This window comes from Paracoccus pacificus, assembly GCF_042680785.1.
GTDB lineage: Bacteria > Pseudomonadota > Alphaproteobacteria > Rhodobacterales > Rhodobacteraceae > Paracoccus > Paracoccus pacificus.
Genome location: NZ_JBHUEN010000039.1, coordinates 1 through 14,142, shown reverse-complemented (window position 1 = coordinate 14,142; position 14,142 = coordinate 1). Strand labels below are relative to the sequence as shown.

The 14,142-nt window shown below is 61.7% G+C and carries 14 protein-coding genes and 1 pseudogene; 8 read left to right on the top strand and 7 right to left on the bottom strand.

The genetic code is table 11. The annotated features are described in order from the left end of the window. Together ACFSCT_RS12405 and ACFSCT_RS12400 are read left to right on the top strand one after the other, a co-directional pair. On the top strand, positions 1 to 573 hold a 573-nt coding region (locus tag ACFSCT_RS12405), incomplete at its 5' end, for a helix-turn-helix domain-containing protein (protein WP_379143188.1). 97 nt (positions 574 to 670) lie between these two features. Continuing rightward, positions 671 to 829: a WGR domain-containing protein gene (locus ACFSCT_RS12400; RefSeq protein WP_379143186.1), complete on the top strand. Its 159-nt coding sequence runs from the start codon at positions 671 to 673 to the stop codon at positions 827 to 829. Positions 830 to 1,172: 343 nt separating this feature from the next. Here ACFSCT_RS12400 and ACFSCT_RS12395 read toward each other — a convergent pair whose 3' ends face one another. Beyond that, a complete protein-coding gene (locus tag ACFSCT_RS12395; RefSeq protein WP_379143184.1) occupies positions 1,173 to 1,484 on the bottom strand; it encodes an H-NS histone family protein in 312 nt (103 codons plus the stop codon). Between the two features lie 197 nt (positions 1,485 to 1,681). On the opposite strand from ACFSCT_RS12395, the pseudogene ACFSCT_RS12390 reads away from it, so the two are divergent. Together ACFSCT_RS12390 and ACFSCT_RS12385 are read left to right on the top strand one after the other, a co-directional pair. Beyond that, a pseudogene (locus ACFSCT_RS12390) lies at positions 1,682 to 2,146 on the top strand (YciE/YciF ferroxidase family protein). A 269-nt stretch (positions 2,147 to 2,415) separates the two neighbouring features. Further along, entirely contained in the window at positions 2,416 to 2,916 is a 501-nt protein-coding gene (locus ACFSCT_RS12385; protein ID WP_379143182.1) for an MgtC/SapB family protein, read from the top strand. Positions 2,917 to 3,083: 167 nt separating this feature from the next. On the opposite strand, the gene ACFSCT_RS12380 is transcribed toward ACFSCT_RS12385, so the two are convergent. Next, positions 3,084 to 3,176, bottom strand: coding sequence for a hypothetical protein (locus ACFSCT_RS12380; RefSeq protein WP_232816740.1), 93 nt, complete (start codon positions 3,174 to 3,176; stop codon positions 3,084 to 3,086). Positions 3,177 to 3,996: 820 nt separating this feature from the next. On the opposite strand from ACFSCT_RS12380, the gene ACFSCT_RS12375 reads away from it, so the two are divergent. Further along, positions 3,997 to 4,344, top strand: coding sequence for a hypothetical protein (locus ACFSCT_RS12375; RefSeq protein WP_299913665.1), 348 nt, complete (start codon positions 3,997 to 3,999; stop codon positions 4,342 to 4,344). Beyond that, a complete protein-coding gene (locus ACFSCT_RS12370; RefSeq protein WP_143794987.1) occupies positions 4,314 to 5,021 on the top strand; it encodes a DUF421 domain-containing protein in 708 nt (235 codons plus the stop codon). The genes ACFSCT_RS12375 and ACFSCT_RS12370 overlap by 31 nt, the downstream gene beginning before the upstream one ends. A 668-nt stretch (positions 5,022 to 5,689) precedes the next feature. Here the strand turns inward: ACFSCT_RS12370 and ACFSCT_RS12365 are convergent. The 3 genes from ACFSCT_RS12365 to ACFSCT_RS12355 form a co-directional block, all read right to left on the bottom strand. Next, positions 5,690 to 6,181 carry a YciE/YciF ferroxidase family protein gene (locus tag ACFSCT_RS12365; protein ID WP_379143180.1) on the bottom strand — a complete coding sequence of 164 codons (492 nt, stop codon included), beginning with the start codon at positions 6,179 to 6,181 and terminating at the stop codon, positions 5,690 to 5,692. Positions 6,182 to 6,271: 90 nt separating this feature from the next. Next, on the bottom strand, positions 6,272 to 8,332 hold the full coding sequence (locus ACFSCT_RS12360; protein ID WP_379143178.1) for a catalase: 2,061 nt from the start codon (positions 8,330 to 8,332) through the stop codon (positions 6,272 to 6,274). A 99-nt stretch (positions 8,333 to 8,431) separates the two neighbouring features. Next, complete coding sequence (locus tag ACFSCT_RS12355) at positions 8,432 to 9,661, bottom strand: NAD(P)/FAD-dependent oxidoreductase (RefSeq protein WP_379143176.1); 1,230 nt, start codon at positions 9,659 to 9,661, stop codon at positions 8,432 to 8,434. A gap of 185 nt (positions 9,662 to 9,846) precedes the next feature. Here ACFSCT_RS12355 and ACFSCT_RS12350 point away from each other — a divergent pair, with 185 nt between their 5' ends. Next, positions 9,847 to 10,263 (top strand): CopG family transcriptional regulator, encoded by a 417-nt coding sequence (locus tag ACFSCT_RS12350; protein ID WP_379143174.1) that lies wholly within the window; start codon positions 9,847 to 9,849, stop codon positions 10,261 to 10,263. A 31-nt stretch (positions 10,264 to 10,294) separates the two neighbouring features. Next, positions 10,295 to 11,374 (top strand): extracellular catalytic domain type 1 short-chain-length polyhydroxyalkanoate depolymerase, encoded by a 1,080-nt coding sequence (locus ACFSCT_RS12345; protein ID WP_379143172.1) that lies wholly within the window; start codon positions 10,295 to 10,297, stop codon positions 11,372 to 11,374. Positions 11,375 to 11,908: 534 nt separating this feature from the next. Here the strand turns inward: ACFSCT_RS12345 and ACFSCT_RS12340 are convergent. Both ACFSCT_RS12340 and ACFSCT_RS12335 read right to left on the bottom strand, forming a co-directional pair. Then, on the bottom strand, positions 11,909 to 13,831 hold the full coding sequence (locus ACFSCT_RS12340) for a type IV secretory system conjugative DNA transfer family protein (protein ID WP_379143170.1): 1,923 nt from the start codon (positions 13,829 to 13,831) through the stop codon (positions 11,909 to 11,911). Positions 13,832 to 13,842: 11 nt separating this feature from the next. Beyond that, positions 13,843 to 14,025, bottom strand: coding sequence for a hypothetical protein (locus tag ACFSCT_RS12335; RefSeq protein ID WP_379143168.1), 183 nt, complete (start codon positions 14,023 to 14,025; stop codon positions 13,843 to 13,845). Between the last annotated feature and the right edge of the window lie 117 nt (positions 14,026 to 14,142).

Sequence of the window (14,142 nt, the reverse complement as noted above, 5' to 3'; positions counted from 1 at the left end):
GCCGCGCGCAAGGGTGGCCGACTTTTGCGCCGCCCAGTGGCTGGGTTTTACGCCGCCGTTGACACCGCGCTCGGGAGCAGCCATCTCGTCACCCGCGCCGCCTTCGGCCAGCGGCTCTGGCGGCTGAGCGATCTCTCCCCCGACGGCCATCTGCCCGAGCCCTGCTATTGGGCGTCCCGCGCCCTGGCCAGCTCCTGCCGGGCGCTGGTGATGGTGCCGATGGGTCCGGCCGGGCGTCGGGTCTGGACCGCGGGCGGGGATCCGGCGGCGTTTCTGGCGGAGTGGTGCGCGGCGGTGGCCAGCGGCTGCACCGCAGGGTTCGAGATGATCCGCCGCCTCAGCAGCTGGGCCGCGCGGGCGGAGCGGGCCGCCGACCGCATGCACGGCGCCACGGCCGCGCGCACCGTCGCGGTGCTGACCGCCCAGCCCGTCGTCTCCGCCGCCCTGCTGGCGCGCGAGGCGGCCATCAGCCGCGACACCGCCGAGCGCCTGCTGGTCCGTCTGCACGGCCTCGGGCTCGTGCGCGAGATCACCGGCGGGCGGCGCTACCGCTTCTGGCGCGCGGCGGTCTGAGGGAGCGTTTTCGCGCGACCCATGATCGCGATGATTCGGTGGCAGCGGATCAAGCCCGGATCGTCCTTGCACCGGGGGCGCCAGAAGCGGTGGGCTCATGCCCGTGCGCCACGCGATCCTTTTTCTCCGCCAGGACCCCGGCCGGAACATGGCACGGTTCTATCGGGTCGAACTCTGTCCCGACCTCATGGGCGGCGTGGTGCTGACCCGCCAATGGGGCAGCATCGGGACCCGGGGTAACGAACGGCGCACCTAGTATAGCGCGGCGAGACGGAAGGTGATCCTCCCTTGTCAGTTCCGTGTCTGGAAACATGCAGGTTATGGGCTTGGCGGCCGTTGGTCTCGTGGCGGGAAGAAGTGTCGGGTCTTATCTGGGCGGTGCTAAAAACGCGGCCTCAGCGATGAAGACCATGGTTCAAGCGGCAAACCAAACTTATCGAGGCGAAAGCGCGATTGCTCGTGGATCCTTGGCATTTGTCTCACATCCAGCAGCCTTCCAATCGATAACAGATGAAGCTGAATCCATAAACCGGTTGCAGGATAAGGCGCGCATCTTTGTCAAAGAAGTAACCCCCGCGGGCGGGGGTTACGGGGGTCTGTCAGATCGCGAAATCGTCCAGCGACTTTCCGCCTTCCAGAGCCTCTGCAATCCAGCCGGGCTTTCGGCCGCGACCACTCCAGGTCAGCTCGGGGTTTTCCGGATGGCGGTATTTCGGCTCAGCTTTTTGCTTTGCGGGCTGAGCGGCCAGCATGTCTTCGAGCGAAGAAAAGCCTGCAGCCTTGGCAATCTCGGTTACTTTCTGGATGGCGTCTTTCTTGCGGCGATGCTCGATGTCGGCAATGGTCGCGGCTGACTTTTTGTTGATCTCTTTCAGCTGTTCGAGTGTCAACTCGTTGTAGTTGATATCCATGGCGCTCTCCTTAAATGAAGCTTGTCCTTACAGAGAGTGTTCCTACAGAGAAAAGTCCATAAGCAGAGCGACAGAATTAATCAATCAGCCGGAAATCGGCTCACGCGGTGTTGAGAACGATCCAGGCCGGGGCATGATCGGCCCGCGAAACCCTTCACGGAAGGAGACATCCGAGGCCAGACAAGGATCTAGAGGACCTGTTCCACGAGACGCTGAATGATATCTATTATGCCGAGCGCCAGATCCTGAAAGCCTTGCCAAATATGGCGCGCGGTGCGCAGTCCGACCGGCTCCGCAAGGCCTTTGAATCCCATCAGGAGCAGACGCAGACCCATGTCGAGCGCCTTCAGCAGGTGTTCGATATCCTTGAGAAGCCAGCGGGCGGCAAGACCTGCCCGACCATCGACGGTATCATCGAGGAAGGCGAGGAGGTCATGTCGGCTTCCAAGGATACACCAGCATTGGATGCAGTGCTGATCGCCGCCGCCCAAGCTGTCGAACATTATGAAATCGCGCGCTATGGCACTCTGCGGAAATAGGCGCAACAACTGGGCATGACGGAAGCTATCGCGCTGCTCACTCGGACACTTGATGAGGAAGCCGCTACCGATGAAGCGCTGTCCGAGATTGCCGAAAGCGAGGCCTATCGCGAGGCGGCATGAAACAAGGCGACCTTGCCGTTTGGCGGGGTCGCGCCCTTGCTCGATTGTGAAACTACAGAGCCGGCTCCAGCGCCTTCCTCAGGATCGCGCGCGCCCTGTTGGCTGCCGCGTAGCGGCTCGACGGCCCGAGGGTCGTCGCGGTTGCCGCGTTGTTTCACACCCAGTGGGCGAACCGTGCCCATAGCGCAATTATTCAGCTTATGAGGAGAGCCCTTGCGCAGCACCTCATTGTCACGTCACTCTCGAACGACCACGATAGGGGAGCTCCTTTGAAGGAAGAGATCTGGATAGCCGTCGCGCGCGAATTTTCCGACATCCCAGACCTGCCGACCATCACCCTCATCACGGTAAGGCTGATGATCGCGGCTGTGCTTGGCGGTATCCTTGGTTATGAGCGGGAACGAAAAAAGCGAAGCGCTGGCATCAGGACCCACATGCTGGTTGCTGTGGGGGCCGCGCTGTACGTCATAGGACCGCTACAGAGCGGAATGCCGATCGAGGATATGTCGCGCGTCCTGCAAGGCGTCGTGCAGGGGATTGGCTTCCTGGGTGCCGGAGCCATCATGATTCGCGCGAAGCGGCATGAAGTCGAAGGTCTGACCACAGCCGCGAACATCTGGGCAACTGCCGCCATTGGCGTCATTGCCGGGCTGGGCCTCGAGGCCACCGCAATCCTGTCGACCGCCATCGTCCTGATCATCCTCGCTGCGGTTCCACTCGTCATGCAAAAAGACCCCGGGAACAACCACGACAGCATCCGGAAGGAGTGATATTTCGACTTCGGCTGCCGAACCCCCGAGGAGTTCGAAACCCTGTTTGCCCGGAAGGCGGCTTAGTTCGAACGGTGCGCTGTGGTCCAGCCCATGGGGTTCACTCCAAAAGGAGGTCAAAGTTGTGTGCCGATTGACAGTCAGCGGCACGTCGATCTCGTGCTGGATCATCGCCGCCGAGGCCGGGGTCGAGCCGCGCAGCGCGGGCGGCGGTTTAGGATCAGCACCGACTTCGCGGCCCTGCTCAGCGCCTCGGCCATCAGCGCGCCGCTGATCCCCGCACCGACGACGATCACATCCACATGTCCGGCATCCGCCTCGCGCTCGGCACGGTCGAATGCGGCGTCTTGACCCAGAACGGGGTGCCTGCCCTGAAGTCATCCTTGCGGATCTCGGCGTCGCGATCTGGCATGTCTCTTTCCATAGGCGATCCTTCTCATCTGCTCGAGCTTTCCCGTAAAGAAGGTTCGCAGATACTCGAGAATCCAAGGTCCGGATTTACCTTGCTTGAATTGTCACTCAGCTTAGGTTGTCCGTTGCTGAATCGCTCGTTTCCGCGTAGATAGGTGATGGCCCACATTGATTGACGATGCACCACCACCTGCGGCCGCCATTGCACCAGACCTTCTAATGCGACTAGCACATATTATCCAAATACCATGGCTAAACAGATATGTTTACTTTTTACACCCTCTAGCGGATATTCCGGCTAAGCCCCCCGAGAGTGTCACGATTTAGCCCCGCAGCAGTGCGGGGCTTTTTCGTATGAAGTCAGAAATATGCCGTTCGACTGACGGCTATGTGATCAACGCACGCGCCAAGGCGCGTGGCACCGCGCATTTGTCTGGTTTTGCGCCGCCGCGTGGCCGGTTTTCGCGCCGCCATTGACAGCTTATAATTTGCCTCCGTTGTCCTTGTCCCCAGTGGTGAAGAAGTCGCGGATATGCGCCATTCAAGGGGGGGTGAAGCGAAGCGTTTACAGCGAGATTTGGCCGACATTTGATAATTTAAGCACTGGAAATTGGCTGGTACCTAACGGACTGCTAGCATTCATTTCTATCAGTCAGACTGGAGGGAGAAATGGGGCGGAAATTCCTATCCGAGCTTCATGATCCAAACCATCGGAAGGCTGAGGGACAGAAGGGCGAATTGCTGACGGAGGATGAAGCCGAACAGCGGTTCGATGCGATGATCGCCAAGCTGGATGCCGAAGACCGTGCGGCACATGATGCGAGTCGTCGACGCGCCGTCGGGAGGCAAGTTCGTTCTACTGATGGCCGTGTTGACGGGGGGCGCGAGAGCTTTCAAGGCCAGACGGAGACGGAACTGGGAGAACTGGCTGCCCGTTGTCACGCGAGGCTCGCGGCCCGCCCCCTTTATGAAAGTGCTGATCAGCGATGGATGATCCGGTTGTTCCCTTTGATCTGATCAGGATGTTTCTGGGCTCCGATCCGGCGCTGTTCTACCTGGAAATCGTCTTTCGGACCTGCATAATCTATGGCTATGCCTTGCTGCTGATCCGATGGGTTGGTGGGCGTGGCATTGCCCAGATGTCGGTGGTTGAATTTCTACTGGTCATCGCGCTTGGATCGGCTGTTGGCGATGGCATGTTCTATGCCGATGTTCCCATCTTCTATTCGATGCTGGTCATCACCCTGGTCATTGTGATCAACAAGGGGCTGGATATCCTGATCTTCAGATTCCGGCCTGTCGAGAAGGCGCTGGATGGCAGAACGGCCGAAGTCATCCGCGACGGGGTGATTGATACCCGCATTCTTCGCCGCCGCAAACTGGGCCAGAGCGAGCTGTTCGAAGGGTTGCGGGAAAACGGCTACAGAAACCTCGGCGAGGTCCGAATCGCTTATCTTGAGTCCTCGGGCCGATTCAGCACATTCAGTCAGTCGCAGCCTCGGCCAGGCCTCCCGATTGAACCGGCTTGGGATATCGAGCCCCCGGTCACCGTCGGGCCGGGGACCAAGATCGGGCAGGACCGGCGCCTTGCATGCTGTTCCTGCGGCTTTGTGCTGGCCGGCAATCTTGCCATGACCCCGTATCACTGCCCTCATTGCCAAGGGAAGTCATGGACTGCGGCGGTCATTGCATAGGAAGATTTCTCGCTGCATCATCATTGGGAGGGTAGCGCGCATGGTCAGCAGGCGGTGCCTTGTCCAGTCCCGACGGGCGCGGGCGACTTCGGGCCTGCGGCACTCATCCGGAACCAGCTTTTTTTGAGTGATAGACTAAGGGGCGCGGCGCCGGCGATAGCGAGCTTTCATCCACCCGGACACTCACGGCCTGGGCCAGCGCGCTCTTCAACTTGGCAGTGGTGATGTCGTGGTGAACCCTGCCTTTATGCAGTTAAGCGACATGCATTTGTTAAAGGCCCGTTCTCTTGACGCCGATAAATGACTTGGCGCCGGCAGAGCGAAGGCAATGCCCTGAACCAGAAGCGCAGTCGTTGACTGATGCGTACGTGGCCCCTCACCTCGATGTATCGAGCACTTAACACCAGCAAGCTCGCGAAGGGGGTGGATTCATGCAGTCAGGTCTGGTGCGCCGTCATCACCTAAATCCCGACGTGCCGCGGCTTCCTCGACCCGCTAGCTGTCATGGACTCATCCGCAAGGTGCCGACGGTTTTCTGCATTGACGCGCTGAACGAGGCAATTCACAAGTTCGGCAGTCACGAGAAAAAGGACCTCTCCCCGTGCGACTGTCATCAAAAGAAGCCCGCCTGCAAGGGCGGGCTTCTGAAAGTGGCTTCCGGCGGCCGGTTACTTCTTCGCAGCCTTGCCGGAGGCGTTGATGGCCGTCACCGCAAGCGCCGTGAGCTTGTTGTTCGCCGCCTTCTCCTCGTCGAGGATCGAGGTCAGAAGCGTATGCGCTTCCTCGTTCCCCAGGACCTTGGCCCATTCGCGCAGCGTGCCATAGCGGGCGATCTCGTAATGCTCCACCGCCTGCGCGGCACCGATCAGCGCGACATCCAGCGCGTGACCACTGGCTTCCTCGATCAGACCGTCAGCCTCTTTCAGAAGGCCATCCATGGCATCGCACTTCTCGCCCTTGGCTTCCTTGCCGATCGACTTGAAAACGGCTTCCAGCGTCTTGATGTGCCCTTTCGTTTCCTTGAGATGATCGTCCATCGCCTTCTTCAGCTCGGCGCTGCTGACCGCCTTGGAAACCTTGGGCAGCGCCTTGGTCAGCGCGTTCTCGGCCCAATAGATATCCGCCAGCGTATGTTCGAATGCGTCGTTCAGCGTCTTCATCAGATAGTCTCCCTGGTTGTGTAGAGGTTGTTGGACAGGCGCCCGGAACTGTCTCCAGGCGCCTTCCGGCCCGCCGCGGCGCTGCCGCGATCAGGCCAGATCACGGACCTTCGGCTCGCGATCCCAATAGCGCAGCTTGGCTGCCTCAGGCAGTCCGGCCAGATCGGTGACGCCTTCATCCGGCTCGACACCGGCGCGGTCCATCAGGGCCTTCGCCCCGTCGGTCGCGCCGACGGCCTTGAGATGGGCGAAGGCATCCGACACGAAGGCCACAGCCGCACTGTCCTTGGCCAGCTTGGCCGCCGCCTCGGCGGTCAGGACCAGCGCCACCGCATCGAACAGCACCGAGGGCGAGCCGGCCAGTTGACCGTCGGCCTTCATCGTGCCGCCATCCAGCGACAGGCCACCGACCTTGGGCGCGATGGTGAAGACGGTGCCCTTGGCGGATTCGACCGCCTTCTTCAGCGCCTCGATGTCGGACTTGCTCGACCCCTCGTCGAAAAGGATCGCGACCTGACGGCCTTCCAGCGACGCTTTCCAGTTCTTCTGGATCGACAAGGCATCGGACGGGTCCAGATCGACCGGCTCCTTGAACGGCTTCGCCGGCGCTGGCAGGTCCATCCCGAGGCCCTTGGCCACGCGCGCGCCGAGATCGGGGTGCACCACCTGAAGATGGCCCAACATCCGCTCGCGGATATGGTCCAGCGAGACCTTGGACAGCTCGAATACGATGGCCGAGGCGACATGCGCTTGTTCGTTATCGGTCAGCGAGTTCCAGTACATCCGCGGCTGGCTGTAGAAATCACCAAAGCTTTCCGCGCGGATCCGCAGCTTCTCGCCCTCGACCGGCTGTTCGGCCGTCCGATACCCGGTGCTGACGGGGCGCGGACCGGGATCCTCGCCCGCCATGTTGAGGCTGTTCGGTTCGTAATTCGCGCGACCCTTGGGCACATGCGTCTGCATCAGCCCGTCGCGCTGCATGTTGGCGAAGGGGCATTTCGGCGCATTGATCGGGATCTGGTGGAAATTCGTCGTCCCCAGCCGCGATTTTTGCGTGTCGAGATAGGAAAACAGCCGACCCTGCAGCAGCGGGTCATCGGTGAAGTCGATACCCGGCACCACATTCGACGGCAGGAAGGCCGCCTGTTCGGTCTCGGCGAAGAAGTTGTCGGGATTGCGGTCCAGCACCATCCGGCCGATCACGCGCAGCGGCACGACCTCTTCCGGGATGATCTTGGTGGCGTCCAGCACGTCATAGGGCAACGAATCCGCCAGTTTCTTGTCAAAGACCTGAACGGCGAAATCCCATTCCGGGTGATCGCCCCGGTCGATTGCTTCCCACAGGTCGCGGCGGTGGAAATCGTTATCCGCGCCCTGCAACTTGGCGGATTCGTCCCAGATCAGCGACTGCGTCCCCAGTTTGGGCCGCCAGTGGAACTTGCAAAAGCTTTCCTCGCCCTTGTCGTTGACCAGCTTGAAGGTGTGGACGCCAAAGCCTTCCATCATCCGCAGGCTGCGCGGGATGGCGCGATCCGACATCGCCCAGATCAGCGTGTGGAAGGTTTCCGGCATCAACGAGATGAAATCCCAGAAGGTGTCATGGGCCGACGCCGCCTGCGGATAGGCGCGGTCGGCCTCCATCTTCACCGAATGGATCAGATCGGGGAACTTGATCGCGTCCTGAATGAAGAAGACCGGGATATTGTTGCCGACCAGATCCCAGTTGCCCTCATCGGTGTAGAATTTCACCGCAAATCCGCGCACGTCGCGCGGCGTGTCGACCGAGCCGGCGCCGCCCGCCACCGTCGAGAACCGGGTGAAGACCGGCGTCTTCTTGCCCTTCTTCGCGAACAGGCTGGCCCGGCTGAGTTCGGGAATCGGATCGGTGCACTCGAAATATCCATGCGCGGCCGAGCCGCGCGCGTGCACAATCCGTTCGGGGATGCGCTCGTGGTCGAAGTGGAAGATCTTCTCGCGCAGCACGAAATCTTCCAGCAGGGTCGGCCCGCGCGATCCGGCCTTCAGGCTGTTCTCGTTGTCCGAAATGGGAACACCGAAATTCGTCGTCATTGCGGGCGTATCGCCAGCAGCGATCTGCTGCGTCTCGCCCGCGTTTCCGGTGTCGGTTGTAAAGTCCTTGTCCTCGGCCATCGACCCTACCTTTCAGAGGTGGATTAAGCTTTGCCGGCGCGCCCATGGCGGACCGTGCCAGCAAAACTGCCGAGGTCACAAGCGGTTCCACCGATTATCCTATCTGAAGCCGAAAACCGCCTCGTCCGGGTCGGTGCGGCCTGCGATCTTCGCGGCGATGATCTGGGTGCCAATCACCGAGAAGGTGATGCCATTACCACCAAAGCCCATGATCGTGTGGATGCGGCTGTATCCGGGCACCGTGTCGATGATTGGCAGCCCGTCCTTCGTCACGCTGAACGGGGCCGACCAGGTGTATGCCGGCTTGCCGATGTCCACCCCCGTCACGTCGCGCAGTTTCTCGGCGATGACCTTTGCCTTCCGCGCCAGCTTCGCGGGGTCCGAGTTTGTGCTTGCCGCATCCTCGTCCTCGCCGCCCGCGATGATCCGGCCCGACGCATCGGTCCTGAAGTAGAGATAAGGCTCGGCAGCCTCCCAGACGATGGTGGCCCGCATCCAGTCCGGAAGCGTCTTCATCGGCCGCGACGCCAGCGCCCAGGTCGAGGTGACGCGGTGGGACGGGCTTCGCATCTGCGGCAGATGTTCATAGCCGGTGCAGAAGACCGCGTGATCCGCGGTCAGCACCTCGCCCTGCCGCGTCGCCAGGGCAATCCCGCCGGGCAGTTCGGCCAGATCGGTGATCTCGACCGGCGAGATCACCCGCGCCCCGCGGCTCATCGCGCAGGCCAGCAGCCCCGCCGTCAGCTGCGCCGGATTGGCCGAGGCCGAATCCGGCGACAGGATGGCCGCCTGTCGGTCGATGCCGAAGCGCTCGATCAGGGCCGCGCGGGTCAGATATTCGGCGGCGATACCGATCTTGCCCCGCGTCTCGGCCTCGGTCTGCAGGGCGCGTTTGCCCATCTGGTTCCCGGCCAGATACAGCGCCGGCTTGCGCTCCATCGAACAGTCGATCCGCAGCTCGTTGACCAGATCCACCAGATCATTCGTCGCCTTGACCGAGCGGAGCCAGGCCGCATCGGCCTTCTTCGGGCCGATCTGCTTTTGCAACTGTGTCAGCGGCACATCGATCTCATGCTGGATCATCGCCGTCGAGGCCGGCGTCGAGCCGCGCACCGGCGGGCGGCGGTCGAGAATCAGCACCGAACGCCCCGCCCTGCTCAGCGACTCGGCCATCAGGGCGCCGCTGATCCCCGCACCGACGACGATGACATCCACATGAACGGCATCGGCCGCGCGCTCGGCCGTCACGGTCGAATGTGGAGTCTTGACCCAGAACGGGGTGCCTGTCCTGAGGTCATCCTTGCGGGTCTCGGCGTCGCGATCTGGCATCTCTCTCTCCGAACGGGGCGATTGGCATCTGCCAATGCACTGTGAAACGAAACGTTCCGCGCAATCCCCCGAAAGACGCCACAGCCGCTAGGGCGGACGACCTGATTTTTGCAAGTCCCGGTCCAAACGCGCTTGCAAGGACGCCGAGAGCATTCCATATACCATCCATACAGATGGAGAGTGCCATGGAGAACATCACCCGCCTGCCCGAAAGACAGGCCGAGCCTGAAAAGATCACCATCAACCTCGGCCATGTCGATCTGGGCCGGATCGACCTGCTGGTGCGCGAGGGCTTCTATGCCAACCGGACGGATTTCATCCGAACGGCGATCCGCAACCAGTTGACCAGCGAGGGCAGTTCGGTCGCGCAATCGATCGACCGCTATCAGCTTGAACTGGGATTGTTCGACATCACGCGCGCCGATCTCGAGGCAATGGCGACGGCGGGTGAGAAGCTTCACCTCAAGGTCGTCGGGCTGGCCAGAATTGCGGCGGATGTCACGCCGGATCTGGCCGAAGCGACGATCGGCTCGCTGAACGTCCTGGGGTCGCTTCAGGCGCCGAAGGCCGTGAAGGCCGCGCTCAAGAACCGCATCACCTGAGGCTGACCGCCTCACCATAAGGAAGACAGCAATGACCAATGATTTCGCGACGGCCATGCGCCGGGCGCTTGGGAAGACTCGTGCCATCGATCCCTCGGCAGCGACGGCGTTGATCCAGGAAGTCCTGGGCGCCAACGGGATCGCGATGCCCGGCGGCCTCGACAGGCAGCCAACGCGGGCACCGCTTGAAAACCCCTTCGCCAGCCTGATGCGCGACGGCTGCCAGCCCTGCGCCGGCGGCGGCTTGATGCAGGGGCTGAACCTGCCCGGCCTCTCCGGCCTGCCCGCAGGCGGTACGATCGACGTGCCCGAGGGTGCCCTCTATGAGCGGCGTCAGCATTCCGGCCCTGCCGGATCGCGCAACTATACGCTCTACATCCCGACGGATCGTCCCGAGGGGCTTCAGGGTGTCGTGCTGATGCTGCATGGCTGCACCCAGTCGCCCGACGATTTCGCGCGGGGCACGCGGATGAACGAGGCGGCCGAAAAGGCCGGCTTCCTCGTCGCCTATCCCGAGCAGTCGCGCGCCCATAACATGCAGTCCTGCTGGAACTGGTTCCGCCCGGAAGATCAGGCGCGCGACCGGGGCGAGCCCGGGATTCTCGCCGGAATCGCCCGCGACCTGCTCGAGGAGTTCGCCCTGGCCGACGGTCGCGCCTTCGTGGCCGGGCTGTCGGCGGGCGGCGCGATGGCGGCGATCATGGTCGATGCCTATCCCGACCTCTTCGCAGCGGCCGGCGTGCATTCCGGCCTTCCCAGCGGTGCGGCCAGCGATGTCATCTCGGCCTTTGCCGCCATGCGGGGCGAGGGCAATGCCCGGCCCCGGTCGCGCAAGACGCCGGTGATAGTCTTCCACGGCATGTCGGACGCAACTGTCGCACCGGTCAACGGCGACCGGCTGGTCATCGGCTCCGGCATCGAGACGCGGCACGAGGGCAACGGTCGCACATGGTCGCGACTGGTAGGCAGCGATGGCTCGGAGCTCTGGCGTGTCGAGCGGGCCGGCCATGCCTGGTTCGGCGGCGACCCGTCAGGCTCCTATGCCGATCCGCTTGGGCCTGATGCCTCGGCCGAGATGCTGCGCTTCTTTACGCAAGTGGTAGAAAATTGATGTTGCACGTAGCGAGAGTAGTTCTCGCCAGGAGACCTGTGCGCGGTCCGGCCATTCATCTGATTTTCTGACACTTTTGTGACTGCGAGCGCTTTGACCTGTGGCCTTGTCCGTGGCGGCTATGCCGCACTACTGATCGGATTGGACGTTGTCACGCCATTGCGGTGATTGTCAGGAAGCGCTTGAGATTATATGGGATCAACCACGATCTTTATGACGGTATGACAACGAATGGGGCAACGCCTGCCGGCTGGTGGAGATCGCCCGCATGATCGCGGGGCGTATGTAGTGAACGGGCTGCGGGCCTATGCAGCGGTGAAGACGACTACGAGACTTTCCTAGCGAAGCGCGCCGCTAAGCTCTGGACTATGATCGAAGCAAGAATCCACCCGTTCGGCACCCAAGAAACGCACACCCTTGTATTCGAACCGGTCGACGACTGATCGTTTGCGTACGGACATATCTAATGGCAGCAACGGGCGATGACGCTGTGCGGCGTCGCCCGTTGCTGCAGGTTGCTATTGCGCCCGAACGTCACGCGATAGGTACCTTCGCCTTCATTTTCTTCCTAAAGTCCGCGGCCTTCCTAATGGCCTCCATGTCGGATGGACCCAGAGCCTCCCGCGCCTCGGCATCTGTCATGGCGGGTCGCGCTGCCTCGACCTCGGCGATGACCTCCTTGGCGATGATGCCCGCCGGCGGCGCATAGGCAAGCGGCCGGAACTGCGCCACCTGGTCTTGCAGCTTTTCGATCTCGTCGCGCATAGACCTAATCTGATGCCGCTCGCCGGGATAGGGCAGCGGTCCGGACTGCGCCGCCGTGATCTTCGAGAAATAGGGGTCTTCGTAATAGACGATGCGATCCGCCAGGATTGGGTTCTGACGCTCGGGAATCAGGATAACCTTAGAGGCGTCGAGTTTCCTGACCTCATCCGGGCTCATCAGAGGGCGTTCTTCATTCCGGCGAGACACCGAGCGCCGCCGGAAGCCGCGACCGTCTGAGGACAGGCTGTCGCTGACGGACAGGCGGGTCGTCTTGCCCAGGGCCTCGGACACCTCGGCAGCGGTCTTTTTCTCGTTCGGGCTGATGAAGAACTTCATGCCAGCGCCGGATTCCAGCGACAGCCGGTCATTCTCGCCATAAAGGGTGTCGAGACCGGGAATGGATTGCGTGATGATCGACACGCGCCCGCCGTGCCCTGCCAACTGCTTCAGCGACTGGACGACGATGGGCATCTTGCCCAACTGGTCGAACTCGTCGAGAATGATCTGCACAGGCCAGGGCTCGGTCTTGGGGTTCGGCAGGGACGACCGCAAGGTGGCGATCAATTCACCGAACAGCAGCCGCATCAGCGGCGCGAGGGTCACGATATCATCGCTGTTAACAACGATATAGATCGTCTGCGGCTTCATTCGGATATTCTGCCAACTGAAGTCATTGCCGCTGGTAACACGATCGACCTTCGGGTTCACCCAGAGACCGAGGCCCGCTCCCTTCAGGACAGAGACATAGGAGGACAGCGTGCGGTCGGCATAGCCGCTGAAATCCGTGAAGATATCCTTGGTTTGCTGGTGACGGGCCTCGGCCGCGCGCAACCTGTATTCCTCGGACTTGTCGGCACCGCCGAAGAGGATGCGGGTGATCTCGCCGATGGAGGGTGTTCCGCGCTCGATGGCGAGCATCCCGCCGGCGACGAACAGCTCCCTCGCACCCACGATGAAATCAGCCGCCCCGCCCTTTTCGCTGGTGGTCAGGAAATAGGTCGACAGCTTGCTCAGCTCGGTGAACTGCTGATCGGTGTTCTTCAGGGCGGCGATACGTTCCAGCGGGTTGTAGCGATGCGAGGGATGATCGAAGTCGAAGGGCGCGAAATAGAAGATCTCGTCACCCTGCGCCTTGCGGTGCCGGGAGGTAGCCTCGAAGATTTCACCCTTCACATCGAGAATGACGCAGCTGCCGGGGAATAGCAGGGTGTTCGGGATGACATAGCCGACGCCCTTCCCCGCCCGTGTCGGCGCGACGACCAGGCAATGCGGAAACTTGTCCCAGTTCGAGGCAATGAACCTGAACCAGCCCAAGATGCGGCCAAGGATGCCGTGTGTGCCGAGCCGTGCAAAGACCAGACCGCCGCCGATCTTTTGCAAGAGACCATTTTTCCTGATCTCCGCTGATGACTGGAAATGCGCCTTGCCGTATTGGGTCAGTTTCTGGGTGAAGGACAGCGCCAGCGTGAAGAGCACCGTCGCGACCAGGGCCACCCCGGCGATCTGATATCCGCCAAGCCAGGGTTGCGTCATGCTTCCCGACACGCCCGGAAACTGACTCACGAGAATGAACATGTCGGCAGAGGCGGCATTAGCACCGAGTTGATGCTGGACCCACATGCTCCCAAGCATCAGGCCGATGATAATACCGCTGATGATGCCGAAAGACAGGGCGATCAATGTCCGGTTCATATGCCTGCCTCCTATAGATCCATGTCCATTTCGCGCTTACTCGGAGCGACACTGTGCTGATCGTCCTCGGCAGCCTCGGCAAGAATCCGACCATAGGCGGCCTCGACAGCCCCACGATCCTGTGCCGCGAGTTGTGAGAGATTCTTACGGATGAAGGCCATGTTCTCAGCGGTGCTCTCAACCAGCTTCATCATCGACGCATTGTCAGACTCAATGTCCCTCAGGCGCTCATGGCTACCGTCCCGTGTGAGAACGGCGGTGCGAAATTAGTCCACGTTAGCGGCGGCATGGTGCTGCTGCGGGCGGCGTAA